Source organism: Pantoea sp. GD03673, assembly GCF_029844725.1.
GTDB lineage: Bacteria > Pseudomonadota > Gammaproteobacteria > Enterobacterales > Enterobacteriaceae > Pantoea.
Window position 1 is genome coordinate 100,575 of record NZ_JAOCKJ010000002.1, and the last position, 15,169, is coordinate 115,743.

The window sequence follows — 15,169 nt, forward strand, 5'->3', positions numbered from 1 at the left end:
TAATTAACCCGCCCTGACAGATATTCCTTATTTCCTTCAACTTCTGCCCGTCAGAGGCGACTACAATCTTCCGTTTGCAGGCTACCCATTTGATGCCTGCGCCTGGGACTACGCCACTGCTGGAGAGCATCAACAATCATGAGCACCCGACATCCTGTGATGAAAAAAACACTGATCGTGCTGGCCCTGATCGCCGTGGCCGCTGGCGGCTACTATGCGTGGCAGCACAATGCACAGCCACAGAGCAGCAGCCAGACGGATTCACCCGCGCCGCGTGGCGGCAAAGGGGGGGGTGATGGCGCGCGTCGTCCTCTCGCGCCAATTCAGGCGGCAACCGCCACCCGCCAGAGCGTGCCGCAATTCCTCAGCGGGCTGGGTACCGTCACCGCCGCTAACACGGCCACGGTGCGCAGCCGGGTCAATGGCGATCTGCTGGCGATCCACTTCATCGAAGGCCAGCAGGTCAAAGCGGGCGATCTTCTGGCAGAGGTTGACCCACGGCCTTATCAGGTGGCGTTAACCCAGGCGCAGGGCCAGCTGGCGAAAGATCAGGCGACGCTGGCTAATGCCCGTCGCGATCTGGCGCGCTTCGAAAAGCTGGCAAAAACCTCGCTGGTGTCGCAACAGGAGCTGGATACCCAGCGCTCACTGGTGAATGAAACGCTCGGTACCCTGAAAGCGGACGAAGGCAGCGTCGCCAGTGCGCAACTCAACCTGACGTACAGCCGAATTACCGCACCGATTGCCGGGCGGGTCGGACTGAAACAGGTGGATGTGGGCAACTATGTCACCAGCGGCGACACCACCGGTATTGTGGTGATTACCCAGACGCACCCGATTGATGTGGTTTTTACCCTGGCGGAAAACAGCATCAGTTCGATTCAGCAGGCGCAGAGAAGCGGCCAGCCGCTGCTGGTGGAGGCCTGGGATCGCAGCAATCAGAATCTGATCGCCAGCGGCAAACTGCTGAGCCTCGATAACCAGATTGATGTCACCACCGGCACCATCAAAATCAAAGCGCGTTTTGACAATCAGGACGACACGCTGTTTCCCAACCAGTTCGTCAATGTACGGCTGAAGGTCAACACCCTGCAGGATGCGGTGGTGATCCCGCCTGCCGCCTTGCAGATGGGCAATGAAGGCCACTTTGTCTGGGTGGTTAACAGTGACAACAAAGTCAGCAAGAAAAGCGTGATTGCCGGTCTGCAGGATAGTGAGAAAGTGGTGGTCAGCGCCGGTCTGGAAGCGGGTGAGCGCGTTGTGACCGATGGGCTGGATCGCCTGACCGAAGGCGCGAAAGTCGAGGTAGTCGCGCCGCAGAGCAACGCACCGCGTGCCACCCGTGCGACCCTGCCGTCAAAAGGAGAGCGTGAGTAATGCAGGTCATGCCTCCCGATCACAGTGGCGGGCCGTCACGCCTGTTTATTCTGCGCCCGGTCGCCACCACGCTGTTGATGATTGCGATTTTGCTGGCTGGCGTACTGGGCTACCGCTTCCTTCCGGTCTCGGCACTGCCCGAAGTTGACTACCCGACCATCCAGGTCGTGACGCTCTATCCGGGGGCCAGCCCGGATGTGGTCACCTCATCGATCACCGCCCCGCTTGAGCGCCAGTTTGGTCAGATGTCCGGCCTGAAGCAGATGGCGTCGCAAAGCTCTGGCGGTGCCTCGGTGGTGACGCTGCAGTTTCAACTGACGCTGCCGCTGGATGTGGCCGAACAGGAGGTGCAGGCTGCCATCAACTCCGCCACGAACCTGCTGCCCAACGACCTGCCCAATCCGCCGGTCTACAGCAAAGTGAACCCAGCCGATCCGCCAATCATGACGCTTGCCGTGACCACCCGCAGCATGCCGCTGACGCAGGTGCAGGACATGGTGGAAACGCGGATTGCGCAGAAGATCTCTCAGGTCAGCGGCGTCGGGCTGGTGACGCTCTCGGGCGGACAGCGTCCGGCGGTGCGGGTTAAAATGAATGCACAGGCGCTGGCAGCGCTGGGTCTGACCAGCGAAACGGTGCGCACCGCCATCAGCAATGCCAACGTTAACTCCGCCAAAGGCAGCCTGGATGGCCCGACCCGCTCCGTCACCCTGTCAGCTAACGATCAGATGAAATCGGCGGAAGATTATCGCCAGCTGATCATCAGCTATAAAAACGGGGCACCGGTGCGCCTGGGTGATGTGGCAACCATCGAACAGGGCGCAGAAAACAGCTGGCTCGGAGCCTGGGCTAACCGCGATGCGGCAATTGTGCTCAACGTTCAGCGTCAGCCCGGTGCCAATATCATCGCCACGGCAGACAATATCCGTGCCATGCTGCCCGCGCTGACGGCCACGCTGCCTAAGTCGGTAGAGGTTAACCTGCTTACCGACCGCACCACCAACATTCGCGCTTCAGTAAACGACACGCAGTTTGAGCTGATGCTGGCGATGGCACTGGTGGTGATGATCATCTACCTGTTTCTGCGCAACGTGCCCGCGACGCTGATTCCGGCGGTTGCTGTGCCGCTGTCGCTGATCGGCACCTTTGCAGCAATGTACTTTCTTGGTTTCTCCATCAATAACCTGACGCTCATGGCGCTGACCATCGCCACCGGCTTTGTGGTCGATGATGCCATCGTGGTGATTGAGAACATCTCACGTTACATCGAGAAAGGGGAAAAGCCACTGACCGCCGCGCTGAAAGGCGCCGGGGAGATTGGCTTCACCATCATCTCCCTCACCTTCTCACTGATTGCGGTGCTGATCCCGCTGCTGTTTATGGGCGACGTGATTGGCCGCCTGTTCCGCGAATTTGCCGTGACGCTGGCGGTGGCGATTCTGATTTCGGCTGTCGTGTCACTGACGCTGACGCCGATGATGTGCGCCAGAATGCTGAGCGCGGAGTCGCTGCGTAAGCAGAACCGCTTTTCGCGCGCCAGCGAAGCGATGTTTGATCGCATTGTCGCCTTCTACGGTCGTGGCCTGAGCCGGGTACTGAGCCATCCCTGGCTGACGCTGTCGGTGGCGCTGGGCACGCTGGTCCTGACGCTGCTGCTGTGGATGATGATCCCGAAAGGCTTTTTCCCGCAGCAGGACAACAGCATTATTCAGGGCACGCTGCAGGCACCGCAGTCGGTCTCCTACGCCAGTATGGCGCAGCGCACCCGCGATGTTGCCTCCATCATCATGAAAGATCCGGCGGTTCAGAGCATGACCTCGTTTGTCGGTGTGGATGGCACCAATGCCTCGCTGAACAGTGCGCGGCTGCAGATCACCCTCAAACCGCTGGATCAGCGCGACGACCGCATTCCTGCTATTCAGCAGCGCCTGCAGCAGCAGGTCAGTGAAGTGCCGGGCGTTCAGCTGTGGCTGCAGGCGGTACAGGATCTCACCATTGACACCCAGGCGAGCCGGACACCCTACCAGTTCACGCTGCAATCGGGCTCACTCTCGTCGCTCAGCACCTGGGTGCCCGCCCTGCTGACCCGGCTCAGCACCCTGCCGCAACTGCGCGATGTCAGCAGTGACTGGCAGGATCAGGGACTGGAAGCCTATGTCAACGTGGACCGCGACAGCGCCAGCCGCCTCGGCATCAGCATGGCGGACGTCGATAACGCGCTTTATAACGCCTTTGGTCAGCGGCTGATCTCCACCATTTACACCCAGGCGAATCAGTATCGTGTCGTGCTGGAGCAGGAGAACAACGCCACGCCGGGTCTGCAGAGCCTGGAGGCGATTCGCCTGAACAGCAGCGACGGTGGCAGCGTGCCGTTAAGCGCCATTGCCCGCATTGAGCAGCGCAACACGCCGCTGAGCATTAACCATCTCGATCAGTTCCCGTCTGCAACCTTCTCGTTCAACGTGGCTGACGGCTATTCACTGGAAGATGCGGTAAAAGCGGTGTCGCAGGCGGAAGCGCAGCTTGGCATGCCTGCCGAGCTGATGACCCAGTTCCAGGGCAGTACGCTGGCCTTTGAGGCGGCCCTGAGCAGCACGGTCTGGCTGATTGTGGCGGCCATCGTGGCGATGTACATCGTGCTGGGTGTGCTCTATGAGAGCTTTATTCACCCGATCACCATTCTGTCGACGCTGCCCACGGCGGGTGTCGGCGCGCTGCTGGCGCTGATGCTCAGCGGTAATGAGCTGGATATTGTGGCGATTATCGGCATCATCCTGCTCATCGGCATCGTGAAAAAGAACGCCATCATGATGATCGACTTTGCGCTGGCAGCGGAACGTGAACAGGGCATGAAACCGTACGACGCCATCTACCAGGCCTGCCTGCTGCGCTTCCGTCCGATTCTGATGACCACGCTGGCGGCCCTGCTCGGCGCACTGCCGCTGATGCTCAGCACGGGCGTCGGTGCCGAACTGCGTCATCCGCTGGGGATTGCGATGGTCGGCGGGTTGATTCTGAGTCAGGTACTGACGCTGTTCACCACGCCGGTCATTTACCTGCTGTTTGATCGTCTGGCACACGCCACCCGCCGCCGCTTTGGCCGCACGGAGGCCGCAGAGTGAAGTTCTTTGCCCTGTTCATCCATCGGCCCGTCGCCACCACCCTGCTGACGGTGGCTATTGCGCTGGCGGGAATGCTGGGTTTCCGGCTGCTGCCAGTGGCCCCGCTGCCGCAGGTTGATTTCCCGGTGATTGTCATCTCCGCGTCGCTGCCGGGTGCCGCACCAGAGATCATGGCGTCGTCCGTGGCGACGCCGCTGGAGCGCTCGCTGGGCCGCATCGCCGGGGTCAGCGAAATGACCTCCACCAGTTCACTGGGCAGCACCCGGATCATTCTGGTGTTTGATTTTGATCGCGACATCAACGGCGCGGCACGTGACGTGCAGGCCGCGATCAATGCCGCGCAAAGCCTGCTGCCGACCGGCATGCCGTCGCGTCCGACCTATCGCAAAGTGAACCCCTCTGATGCGCCGATCATGATCATGACGCTGACCTCGGATACGTACAATCCGGGTCAGCTCTATGATTACGCCTCGACCCAGCTGGCGCAGAAGCTGTCGCAGATTGAGGGCGTGGGTGACGTCACCGTGGGCGGCAGCTCGCTGCCTGCGGTGCGCGTGGCGCTGAATCCTCAGGCACTGTTTAACCAGGGCGTGTCGCTGGATGCGGTGCGCACCGCCATCTCGAATGCTAATCAGCGTCGGCCGCAGGGCGCGCTGGATGACGCGCAGCAGCGCTGGCAGCTGCGTACCAATGACGCGCTGCAGACCGCCCGTGAATATCAGCCGCTGGTGGTGCACTACACCAACGGCGCGGCGGTCAGGCTGTCGGACGTGGCGACCGTTGAGGATTCGGTACAGGACGTGCGTAACGCCGGGATGTCACGCGGTAAACCGGCGGTGCTGCTGCTGATCCGCAAAACGCCTGACGCGAACGTGATCGACACGGTAGATCGGATCCGGGCCGAAATGCCGCTGCTGCATGAGGTCATCCCCGCCGCCATCGACCTGCAGATTGCTCAGGATCGCTCGCCGACCATTCGCGCCTCGCTGCATGAAGTGGAGCAGTCACTGTCAATCGCCGTGGCGCTGGTCATTCTGGTGGTGTTTGTCTTCCTGCGCTCCGGTCGTGCCACGTTGATTCCCGCCGTGGCCGTGCCGGTCTCGCTGATTGGCACCTTTGCCGCAATGTACCTTTGTGGCTTCAGCCTGAATAACCTGTCGCTGATGGCGCTGACCATCGCCACCGGCTTTGTGGTGGATGATGCCATTGTGGTGCTGGAGAACATTGCCCGCCACATTGAAGCAGGCATGAAACCGCTGGCCGCCGCGCTGAAAGGGGTGCGGGAAGTGGGCTTTACCGTGCTGTCGATGAGCCTGTCGCTGGTTGCTGTGTTCCTGCCCCTGCTGATGATTGGCGGGCTGATTGGCCGCTTCTTCTCTGAGTTTGCCATCACGCTGTCGGTGGCGATTATCATCTCGCTGTTTATCTCTGTCACCCTGACACCGATGATGTGCGCCTGGCTGCTGAAACCCCACGCGCCCCGCAGCCAGCCGCGTCGGCGTGGCGCAGGTCGGCTGCTGATGGCCATCCAGCAGGGTTACGGTCGTTCGCTTAACGTGGTGCTGAACCATGCTCGCTGGATCATGCTGCTGTTTCTCGCCACCATCTTCCTGACCGGCTGGCTGTTCGTGCATATTCCGAAAACCTTTATGCCGGAACAGGATACCGGGCGGCTCTCCGGTTTTATCTCTGCCGACCAGAGCATTTCGTTTCAGGCGATGCGCAGTAAGCTGCAGGATTTTATGGAGATCGTCGGGGCCGATCCCGCCGTGGACAGCGTCGTGGGCTTTACCGGTGGCATGCGCACCAACAGCGGCTCAATGTTTATCTCACTGAAGCCGCTGTCGGAGCGCAAAGAGAGCGCCGTAGAGATTATTGCCCGGCTGCGCAACAAACTGGCGAAAGAGCCGGGAGCCAGCCTCTATCTGAATGCGGTGCAGGATCTGCGGGTCGGTGGCCGGGAATCAAATGCTGGCTATCAGTATTCGCTGCTGTCGGACGATCTCGCCGCGCTGCGGACGTGGGAGCCGAAAATCCGTGAGGCCTTCTCTGCCCTGCCCCAGCTGGCGGATGTGAACTCCGATCAGCAGGATAAAGGCAGTGAGATGGCACTGACTTATGACCGGGAAAGCATGGCGCGGCTCGGTATCGACGTCTCTCAGGCCAATGCGCTGCTGAACAACGCCTTTGGTCAGCGTCAGATCTCCACCATCTACCAGCCGCTGAACCAGTACAAAGTGGTGATGGAGGTTGATCCGCGCTACACCCAGGATATCAGCGCGCTGTCGCAGATGTTTGTGATTAACACTGAAGGTAAAGCGATTCCGCTGTCGTGGTTCGCCCACTGGCAACCGGCAAATGCGCCGCTGTCGGTGAACCATGAAGGGCTGTCGGCCGCCTCGACCATCTCATTCAACCTGCCAGAGGGTGTGTCGCTGTCGCAGGCGTCGGAAGCGATTGAACGCACCATGACCGCCATCGGCGTGCCGTCCAGCGTGCGCGGCAGCTTTGCCGGTACGGCGCAGGTGTTTCAGCAGTCGCAGAGCAGCCAGCTCTGGCTGATGCTGGCGGCGATTGCCGCGGTCTATATTGTGCTGGGCATTCTCTATGAGAGCTATGTGCATCCGCTGACGATCCTGTCTACCCTGCCCTCGGCAGGTGTCGGTGCGCTGCTGGCGCTGGAACTGTTTGATACGCCCTTTAGCCTGATTGCGCTGATCGGTATTCTGCTGCTTATCGGTATCGTGAAAAAGAACGCCATCATGATGGTCGATTTTGCACTGGAGGCAGAACGCAACGGCCAGCTCAGCGCACGGGAGGCGATATTCCAGGCCTGCCTGTTGCGCTTCCGGCCGATTATGATGACCACGCTGGCGGCGCTGTTTGGTGCGCTGCCGCTGGTAGTAAGCAGCGGCGACGGTGCCGAACTGCGGCAGCCGCTGGGGATTACCATTGCGGGCGGACTGGTCATGAGCCAGCTGCTCACGCTCTACACAACGCCGGTGGTCTATTTAATGATGGATAAGCTGCGGCGGAAAAAACGTCCGCTGGCCGCCGCGCAGCAGCCGTGATGGGTGTGGCAGACACCGCACGGGACGCCTTAATCGGGGGGATCGATGACGACGCAAAGCACGCAGGTCCGCTGGCAACTGTGGATTGTTGCTATCGGGTTCTTTATGCAGACGCTGGATACCACCATCGTCAATACCGCGATCCCGTCGATGGCGCACGATCTGGGGGTCAGCCCGCTGCACATGCACTCGGTGATCGTCTATTACGTCCTGACGGTTGCGGTGATGCTACCGGTCAGCGGCTGGCTGGCCGATCGCTTTGGCGTGCGCAACATCTTCTTCAGCGCGATTGTGCTGTTCAGCCTCGGTTCGCTGCTGTGCGCCCTTTCCGGCACGCTGGATCAGCTGGTGCTGTCGCGGGTGGTTCAGGGGATTGGCGGGGCGATGATGGTGCCGGTGGGCCGCCTGACGGTGATGAAAATCGTGCCGCGTGAGCAATATATGTCCGCCATGACTTTTGTGACCCTGCCCGGCCAGATCGGCCCGCTGCTCGGCCCCGCGCTGGGCGGTGTGCTGGTGGAGTACGCCAGCTGGCACTGGATCTTTCTGATCAATATCCCGGTCGGCATTGCAGGCGCGATTGCCACCCTGATGCTGATGCCGAACTACAGCATGCAGACGCGCCGCTTTGATTTTGGCGGTTTTATCCTGCTGGCAGCCGGGATGGCCACCCTGACCCTGGCGCTGGATGGTCAGCGCAGCAGCGGCGGCTCGCCGTTGCTGCTGGGTGCCATGATCCTCACGGGTCTGTTCTCGCTGCTGTTCTATTTGATGCACGCGCGCGGCAATGATAATGCGCTGTTCAGCCTGAAGCTGTTCGATAATCGCATCTACACCATCGGCCTGCTCGGCAGTTTTACCGGACGCATCGGCAGCGGCATGCTGCCCTTTATGACCCCTATTTTCCTGCAGCTCGGCATGGGTTATAGCCCGTTTCACGCCGGTCTGATGATGATTCCGATGGTGCTGGGCAATATGGGGATGAAGCGCATTGTGGTGCGCATCGTCAACCTCTACGGCTATCGCAACGTGCTGGTGATGTCGACCGTGGCGCTGGCGCTGGTGGTGCTGCTCTTCCCGCTGGTCGCCATGCTGGGCTGGGTCTGGCTGCTGCCGCTGGTGCTGTTTATGCAGGGCATGGTCAACGCCATTCGCTTCTCGTCAATGAATACCCTGACGCTGAAGGAGCTGCCTGATGAGCTGGCCTCCAGCGGAAACAGCCTGCTGTCGATGATTATGCAGCTGTCGATGAGTGTGGGTGTCACCGTGGCCGGCCTGCTGCTGGGCGCGTTTGCCCAGGAGAGCACGGCGAACAGCGCCGTGGAACACCAGATGTTTATTTATACCTACCTTTGCATGTCGCTGATTATCATTCTGCCCGCGCTGGTGTTCTGGCGCGTGCCGCCACAGGCGAGCACCAATGTTGATCTGCGACCCCGGAGAAAAAAATGAGTGTTAACCTGCGCCTGGGGATCGGGGCCAAACTGTTTATGGCGATCTTTGCCACCTGCATGCTGGTGCTGATCACCATGCACTGGGGGGTTCGCCTCAGTTTCGAACATGGCTTTGTCGACTACATTAAGCGCGGCAACGAGCAGCGGCTGCATCTGCTCAGCGATGCCCTGGCCGATCAATATGAGCAGCACGGCAACTGGGATTTTTTGCGCCACAACGATCGGCTGGTGTTCACCATGCTGCGTTCCCTGGAGCAGAATCCTGACAGCAACAGCCAGCTGCCGCCGCACGGCTGGCGCACCCAGTTCTGGATCCTCGATCAGCAATATAAAGTGATGGTCGGCCCGCGTGCGCCGGTGCCGCCGGAGGGGACGCGCCGTAACATTGCCACCAGCACCGGCAAGGTGGTGGGCTGGGTAATCGGCTCGCCGCCGGAGCGGCTGACGCGCAGTACCGACATCAACTTTGATCAACAGCAGCGGCGCACCAGCTGGATGATTGTGGGGCTGTCAACGCTGCTGGCGGCGATGGCGACCTGGCTGATGGCACGCGGCCTGCTGGCACCGGTTAAGCGGCTGGTCGATGGCACGCATCATCTGGCCGCCGGTAATTTTGCCACGCGCGTTGAGGTCAGCAGCCGGGATGAGCTGGGCCAGCTGGCCGGTGACTTTAACCTGCTCGCCAGCTCGCTGGAAAAAAATGAGAGCATGCGCCGCGCCTTTATGGCTGATATCTCCCACGAGCTGCGCACCCCCCTGGCGATCCTGCGCGGCGAGCTGGAAGCCATGCAGGATGGCGTGCGCAAACTGACACCGGACGCCATCGCCTCGCTGCAGAGTGAAGTGGTGGTGCTGACCAAACTGGTTGAGGACCTGCATCAGCTGTCGCTGTCGGATGTGGGTGCCCTTGCCTACCGCAAGCAGGCGACCGATCTGGTGCAGCTGCTGGAAGTCACCGCAGGCAGTTTTGCTGAACGCTATCGCGCACACGGTCTGACGCTGAAGCTGAATCTGCCCGATAACGCCCCTTTCTTCGGCGATCCCGACCGCCTGATTCAGCTGTTCACCAACCTGCTGGAGAACAGCCTGCGTTACACCGACAGCGGTGGCCGGGTTGAAGTAACGCTGAAGTATGAAGAACCGCACTGGCATATTGAGTTTGACGACAGCGCACCGGGCGTGGACAGAGAACATCAGGTACAGATTTTTGAACGATTCTTCCGCACCGAAGGCTCGCGCAATCGCGCCAGCGGCGGCTCGGGCCTGGGCCTTGCCATCTGTAAGAATATTGCTGATGCCCACGGCGGCGATATACATGCGGCGCACTCTGATTTAGGTGGACTGAAAATCGCGCTACACTTGCGCTATGTTCCCCCTATGTAGACGCTTATGAGCCAGGAAAACCACGACCCGCTGATTCTGGTGGTCGAAGATGAGCCGAAACTGGCGCAGCTGATGATCGATTATCTGCACGCCTCCAACTTCCGTACCCATCACATCGCCGACGGCAACGCCGTGCTGGACTATGTGCGCCAGACGCCACCCGATCTGATGCTGCTGGACCTGATGCTGCCGGGTACGGATGGCCTGACGCTGTGCCGCGAAATCCGTCGCCACTCCGAACTGCCGATTATTATGGTCACGGCCCGCACCGAAGAGATTGATCGGCTGCTGGGGCTGGAGCTGGGCGCGGATGACTACATCTGCAAACCCTTCAGCCCGCGTGAAGTGGTGGCGCGGGTCAAAACGATTCTGCGCCGGGTAAAACGCTCGGCGGAAGAGCCGCAAAGCGTCTCGTTACTGCGGGTCGATGAGAGCCGTTTCTTCGCCAGCTGGCGCGAAAAGCCGCTGGATCTTACCCCGGCGGAGTTCCGCCTGCTGAAAACCCTGTCGCTGGAGCCGGGCAAGGTTTTTTCACGCGAACAGCTGCTCAACCATCTTTATGATGACTATCGGGTGGTTACCGACCGCACCATCGACAGCCATATCAAGAATCTGCGGCGCAAGCTGGAGAATCTCGACAGCGAGCAGCCCTTTATTCGCGCCGTCTACGGCATGGGCTATCGCTGGGAAGCCGATGCCTGTCATTTGATCTAGTTTGATCCCGATCAATTTACTTCCCTTTTCTCACTGCCTACAATTCCGCACCGTTTGCAGGGCTTAATCGCCCTGCACCTGCCGCTTAAGGCGGCATACTGACCTGACATCAGTGAGAAGATCATGAAACCCGAACTGCTTTCCCCCGCCGGTACGCTGAAAAACATGCGTTACGCCTTTGCTTATGGTGCCGATGCCGTCTATGCCGGTCAGCCCCGCTACAGCCTGCGGGTGCGCAACAACGAATTCACCCACGAGAACCTCGCGCTGGGCATCAATGAAGCACACGCGCTGGGCAAAAAATTCTACGTGGTGGTGAACATCGCGCCGCACAACGCCAAGCTGAAAACCTTTATTCGTGACTTAACGCCGGTGGTGGCGATGCAGCCCGACGCGCTGATCATGTCCGATCCGGGCCTGATTATGCTGGTGCGTGAGGCGTTCCCGTCAATGCCGATCCACCTGTCGGTGCAGGCCAATGCGGTCAACTGGGCCACAGTAAAATTCTGGCAGCAGATGGGGCTGAGCCGGGTGATTCTGTCACGCGAGCTGTCACTGGAGGAGATCGCGGAGATCCGCCAGCAGGTGCCGGAGATGGAGCTGGAAGTCTTTGTTCATGGCGCACTGTGCATGGCCTATTCCGGTCGCTGTCTGCTGTCGGGCTACATGAACAAACGCGATCCGAATCAGGGCACCTGCACCAATGCCTGCCGCTGGGAGTATAAAGTGGCAGAAGGCCAGCAGGATGAGGTGGGTAATATTGTCGGTATCCATGAGCCGATAGCCGTTCAGGATGTGACGCCCACGCTGGGAGTGGGTCAGCCCACCGACAAGGTGTTTCTGCTGGAAGAGAAGATGAAACCGGGCGAGGTGATGAGCGCGTTTGAAGATGAACACGGCACCTACATCATGAACTCGCGGGACCTGCGTGCGGTTGCGCACGTAGAGCGGCTCAGCGAGATGGGGGTGCATTCGCTCAAAATTGAGGGGCGAACCAAGTCCTATTACTACTGCGCCCGCACCGCTCAGGTTTATCGCCGGGCGATTGATGATGCCGCAGCCGGTAAGCCGTTTGATCCCTCACTGCTGTTAACTCTGGAAGGCCTGGCACATCGCGGCTATACCGAGGGCTTCCTGCGCCGTCACACGCACGACAGCTACCAGAATTACCAGCAGGGCTTTTCGGTCTCGGATCGCCAGCAGTTCGTCGGCGAATTCACCGGCGAGCGCCGGGGCGAATGGGCTGAAGTGGCGGTGAAAAACAAGTTTATGCTGCACGACAGCGTGGAGATCATGACGCCTGAGGGCAACCTGAATTGCCAGCTCGATGCGCTGCAGAATGCACGCGGCGAACCGACCGGCGTGGCACCGGGCGACGGTCATCGCGTCTGGCTGCGGGCTCCTGAAGCGGTCGATCTGCGCTTTGCGCTGCTGCTGCGTAACTTCGATCATGGCGAAGATACCCGCGACCCTCATAATCGTTTACCAGTGGAAACAATTTGAGGAAATCAGAACAGGATCACAGACCCCTGTGCTGCGCTGCTTTATAGTCGCGCCTGCTGCTAACGAGTAACAACAAACGGCAGATTTACCAGGAACCACCTCATTTACCCGCCCGGCTCCCCCGTGCGGGTTTTCTTTTTTCTCTCTTTCGCCAATAATTTACTGCTGGCAGCTGTGCTATACCTTCCCTTCTTACTCTGTAGATCTTCAAGGAACGCAAAATGGATAATAAACCGCTTACGCTGCTCATCCTGAACGGGAAAGGCGCGGGTAATGATGATCTGCGCAACGCCATTACCACCCTGCGTGAAGAAGGCTTCGACATTGCGGTGCGTGTCACGTTTGAAAAAGGCGATGGCGACAGGTACGTCAAAGAGGCCATAGCCCTGCAGGCGGAGACCGTCGTCGCAGGCGGTGGCGATGGCACCATCAATGAGGTCGCGACAGCGCTGGCGGCTTCCGATGCCGATCATCGCCCGGTACTGGGCATCCTGCCGCTGGGAACGGCCAACGACTTTGCCACCAGCGTCGGCATCCCGGAAGAGATGGAACCGGCACTGCGCCTGGCGATTCAGGGCAAAGCGAATGCTATCGATCTGGCCAGAGTGAACCAGAGCCACTACTTCATCAATATGGCGACCGGCGGGTTTGGCACCCGCATCACCACGGAAACCCCGGAAAAGCTGAAGTCGGCGCTGGGCGGCGTCTCCTACTTTATTCACGGCCTGATGCGCATGGATACGCTGAAACCCGACACCTGCGAGATTAGCGGGCCCGATTTTGCCTGGCAGGGTGATGCGCTGGTTATCGGTATCGGTAATGGGCGTCAGGCGGGCGGCGGTCAGCGCCTGTGCCCTGCTGCGCTGATCAACGATGGCCGGCTTGACGTCAGCATTGTAACTGCGCAGGAGCTGTTGCCTACCCTGCTGCACTCACTGACCGGCGACGATGACAATCCCGGCATCGTCACCACCCGGCTGGCGTCGCTGACGATTCGCTCTCCCCATGAGATGACCTTTAACCTTGATGGTGAACCGCTCTCCGGGCGCGAATTCGTGATTGAGGTGATGACAGGCGCGCTGAGCTGTCGTCTGCCACCGCAGTGTGAACTCCTGTCCTGAGCAGGATTTAGGGGGCTGACGCCCCCTTTCCACGCCTGTCTGCCTCCCTGTTTTACCATCCTCATCTTCCGTTCCCCCTTGTTTACTGCGCCTTCGCAGCACTGAAACACTCTGTGACTGGCCTCACAACTCTGCCAGCCTTACTTGTATGGTAGTATTAAAGCGCGTACTTTTTCATCATTGAATGCGGACTGAAAGGCAACCAGGATGAAAATTGTTAAGGCGGAAGTATTTGTAACCTGCGCAGGCAGAAACTTTGTCACCCTGAAGATCACCACCGATCAGGGATTGACAGGCGTGGGTGATGCCACGCTGAACGGCCGCGAATTGCCGGTCGCCTCCTACCTGAAAGATCACGTCTGCCCGCAGCTGATTGGCCGCGATGCGCATCAGATCGAAGATATCTGGCAGTACTTCTACAAAGGCGCTTACTGGCGTCGTGGTCCGGTCACCATGTCCGCTATCTCTGCCGTCGATATGGCGCTGTGGGATATCAAAGGTAAAGCCGCAAATATGCCGGTTTATCAGCTACTGGGCGGGGCTTCACGCACCGGCGTGATGGTTTATTGCCACACCACCGGTCACTCCATTGATGAAGTGATGGATGATTACGCAAAGCACAAAGCGCTGGGCTTCAAAGCGATTCGCGCACAGTGCGGCGTACCGGGCATGAAAACCACCTACGGCATGGCAAAAGGCAAAGGCCTGGCCTACGAACCTGCAACCAAAGGTCACTGGCCGGAAGAGCAGCTCTGGTCGACGGAAAAATACCTCGATTTCACGCCGAAACTGTTTGCGGCAATCCGCGATAAGTTCGGTTTCGATGAGCATCTGCTGCATGACATGCACCATCGCCTGACGCCGATTGAAGCGGCGCGCTTTGGTAAGCGCGTGGAAGATTATCGCTTGTTCTGGATGGAAGATCCGACGCCTGCTGAAAATCAGGAATGCTTCCGCCTGATCCGCCAGCACACCGTCACGCCCATTGCGGTGGGCGAAGTCTTCAACAGCATCTGGGATTGTAAGCAGCTGATTGAAGAGCAGCTGATCGACTACATCCGCACCACCATCACGCACGCGGGCGGCATAACCGGTATGCGCCGCATTGCCGATTTTGCGTCTCTCTATCAGGTGCGCACCGGCTCGCACGGGCCTTCAGATCTCTCCCCTGTCTGCATGGCGGCGGCCCTGCACTTCGACCTCTGGGTGCCGAACTTCGGGGTGCAGGAGTACATGGGCTTCTCGGAGCAGATGATGGCGTTGTTTGAGGCTAACTGGACCTTTGACCAGGGCTACATGCATCCAGGCGACAAGCCGGGCCTCGGCATTGAATTTAACGAGAAACTGGCGGCGAAATATCCCTACGAACCCGCTTATCTGCCGGTCGCCCGTCTTGAAGATGGCACCCTGTGGAACTGGTAAGG

General features: G+C 59.6%; 9 protein-coding genes. All 9 read left to right on the top strand.

Features of this window, described 5'->3' with window-relative positions:
* The first annotated feature begins 138 nt into the window (after positions 1–138).
* Positions 139–1,377, top strand: a complete 1,239-nt coding sequence (locus N5J69_RS03895) for an MdtA/MuxA family multidrug efflux RND transporter periplasmic adaptor subunit (RefSeq protein WP_279768197.1) — start codon at positions 139–141, stop codon at positions 1,375–1,377.
* Complete coding sequence (locus N5J69_RS03900) at positions 1,377–4,499, top strand: MdtB/MuxB family multidrug efflux RND transporter permease subunit (protein WP_279768198.1); 3,123 nt, start codon at positions 1,377–1,379, stop codon at positions 4,497–4,499. The genes N5J69_RS03895 and N5J69_RS03900 overlap by 1 nt, the downstream gene beginning before the upstream one ends.
* A complete protein-coding gene (gene mdtC, locus N5J69_RS03905) occupies positions 4,496–7,570 on the top strand; it encodes a multidrug efflux RND transporter permease subunit MdtC (protein WP_279768199.1) in 3,075 nt (1,024 codons plus the stop codon). The genes N5J69_RS03900 and mdtC overlap by 4 nt, the downstream gene beginning before the upstream one ends.
* Positions 7,571–7,615: 45 nt before the next feature.
* Positions 7,616–9,022 carry an MFS transporter gene (locus tag N5J69_RS03910; RefSeq protein WP_279768200.1) on the top strand — a complete coding sequence of 469 codons (1,407 nt, stop codon included), beginning with the start codon at positions 7,616–7,618 and terminating at the stop codon, positions 9,020–9,022.
* Positions 9,019–10,407: a two-component system sensor histidine kinase BaeS gene (gene baeS, locus N5J69_RS03915; RefSeq protein ID WP_279768201.1), complete on the top strand. Its 1,389-nt coding sequence runs from the start codon at positions 9,019–9,021 to the stop codon at positions 10,405–10,407. Before N5J69_RS03910 ends, baeS begins: the two co-directional genes overlap by 4 nt.
* A 6-nt stretch (positions 10,408–10,413) precedes the next feature.
* Positions 10,414–11,121 (top strand): two-component system response regulator BaeR, encoded by a 708-nt coding sequence (gene baeR / locus N5J69_RS03920; protein WP_279768203.1) that lies wholly within the window; start codon positions 10,414–10,416, stop codon positions 11,119–11,121.
* A 120-nt stretch (positions 11,122–11,241) separates the two neighbouring features.
* On the top strand, positions 11,242–12,624 hold the full coding sequence (yegQ, locus tag N5J69_RS03925) for a tRNA 5-hydroxyuridine modification protein YegQ (protein WP_279768700.1): 1,383 nt from the start codon (positions 11,242–11,244) through the stop codon (positions 12,622–12,624).
* Positions 12,625–12,845: 221 nt separating this feature from the next.
* A complete protein-coding gene (gene yegS, locus N5J69_RS03930; protein ID WP_279768204.1) occupies positions 12,846–13,745 on the top strand; it encodes a lipid kinase YegS in 900 nt (299 codons plus the stop codon).
* A 207-nt stretch (positions 13,746–13,952) separates the two neighbouring features.
* Positions 13,953–15,167, top strand: a complete 1,215-nt coding sequence (gene manD, locus N5J69_RS03935; RefSeq protein ID WP_279768205.1) for a D-mannonate dehydratase ManD — start codon at positions 13,953–13,955, stop codon at positions 15,165–15,167.
* Positions 15,168–15,169 lie beyond the last annotated feature (2 nt).

Excerpts from the sequence above, each read along its gene's own strand:
- N5J69_RS03895 (WP_279768197.1), top strand. The coding sequence starts at position 139 with ATGAGCACCCGACATCCTGTGATGAAAAAAACACTGATCGTGCTGGCC.
- N5J69_RS03900 (WP_279768198.1), top strand. The coding sequence starts at position 1,377 with ATGCAGGTCATGCCTCCCGATCACAGTGGCGGGCCGTCACGCCTGTTT.
- N5J69_RS03910 (WP_279768200.1), top strand. The coding sequence starts at position 7,616 with ATGACGACGCAAAGCACGCAGGTCCGCTGGCAACTGTGGATTGTTGCT.
- baeS (WP_279768201.1), top strand. The coding sequence starts at position 9,019 with ATGAGTGTTAACCTGCGCCTGGGGATCGGGGCCAAACTGTTTATGGCG.
- baeR (WP_279768203.1), top strand. The coding sequence starts at position 10,414 with ATGAGCCAGGAAAACCACGACCCGCTGATTCTGGTGGTCGAAGATGAG.
- yegS (WP_279768204.1), top strand. The coding sequence starts at position 12,846 with ATGGATAATAAACCGCTTACGCTGCTCATCCTGAACGGGAAAGGCGCG.
- manD (WP_279768205.1), top strand. The coding sequence starts at position 13,953 with ATGAAAATTGTTAAGGCGGAAGTATTTGTAACCTGCGCAGGCAGAAAC.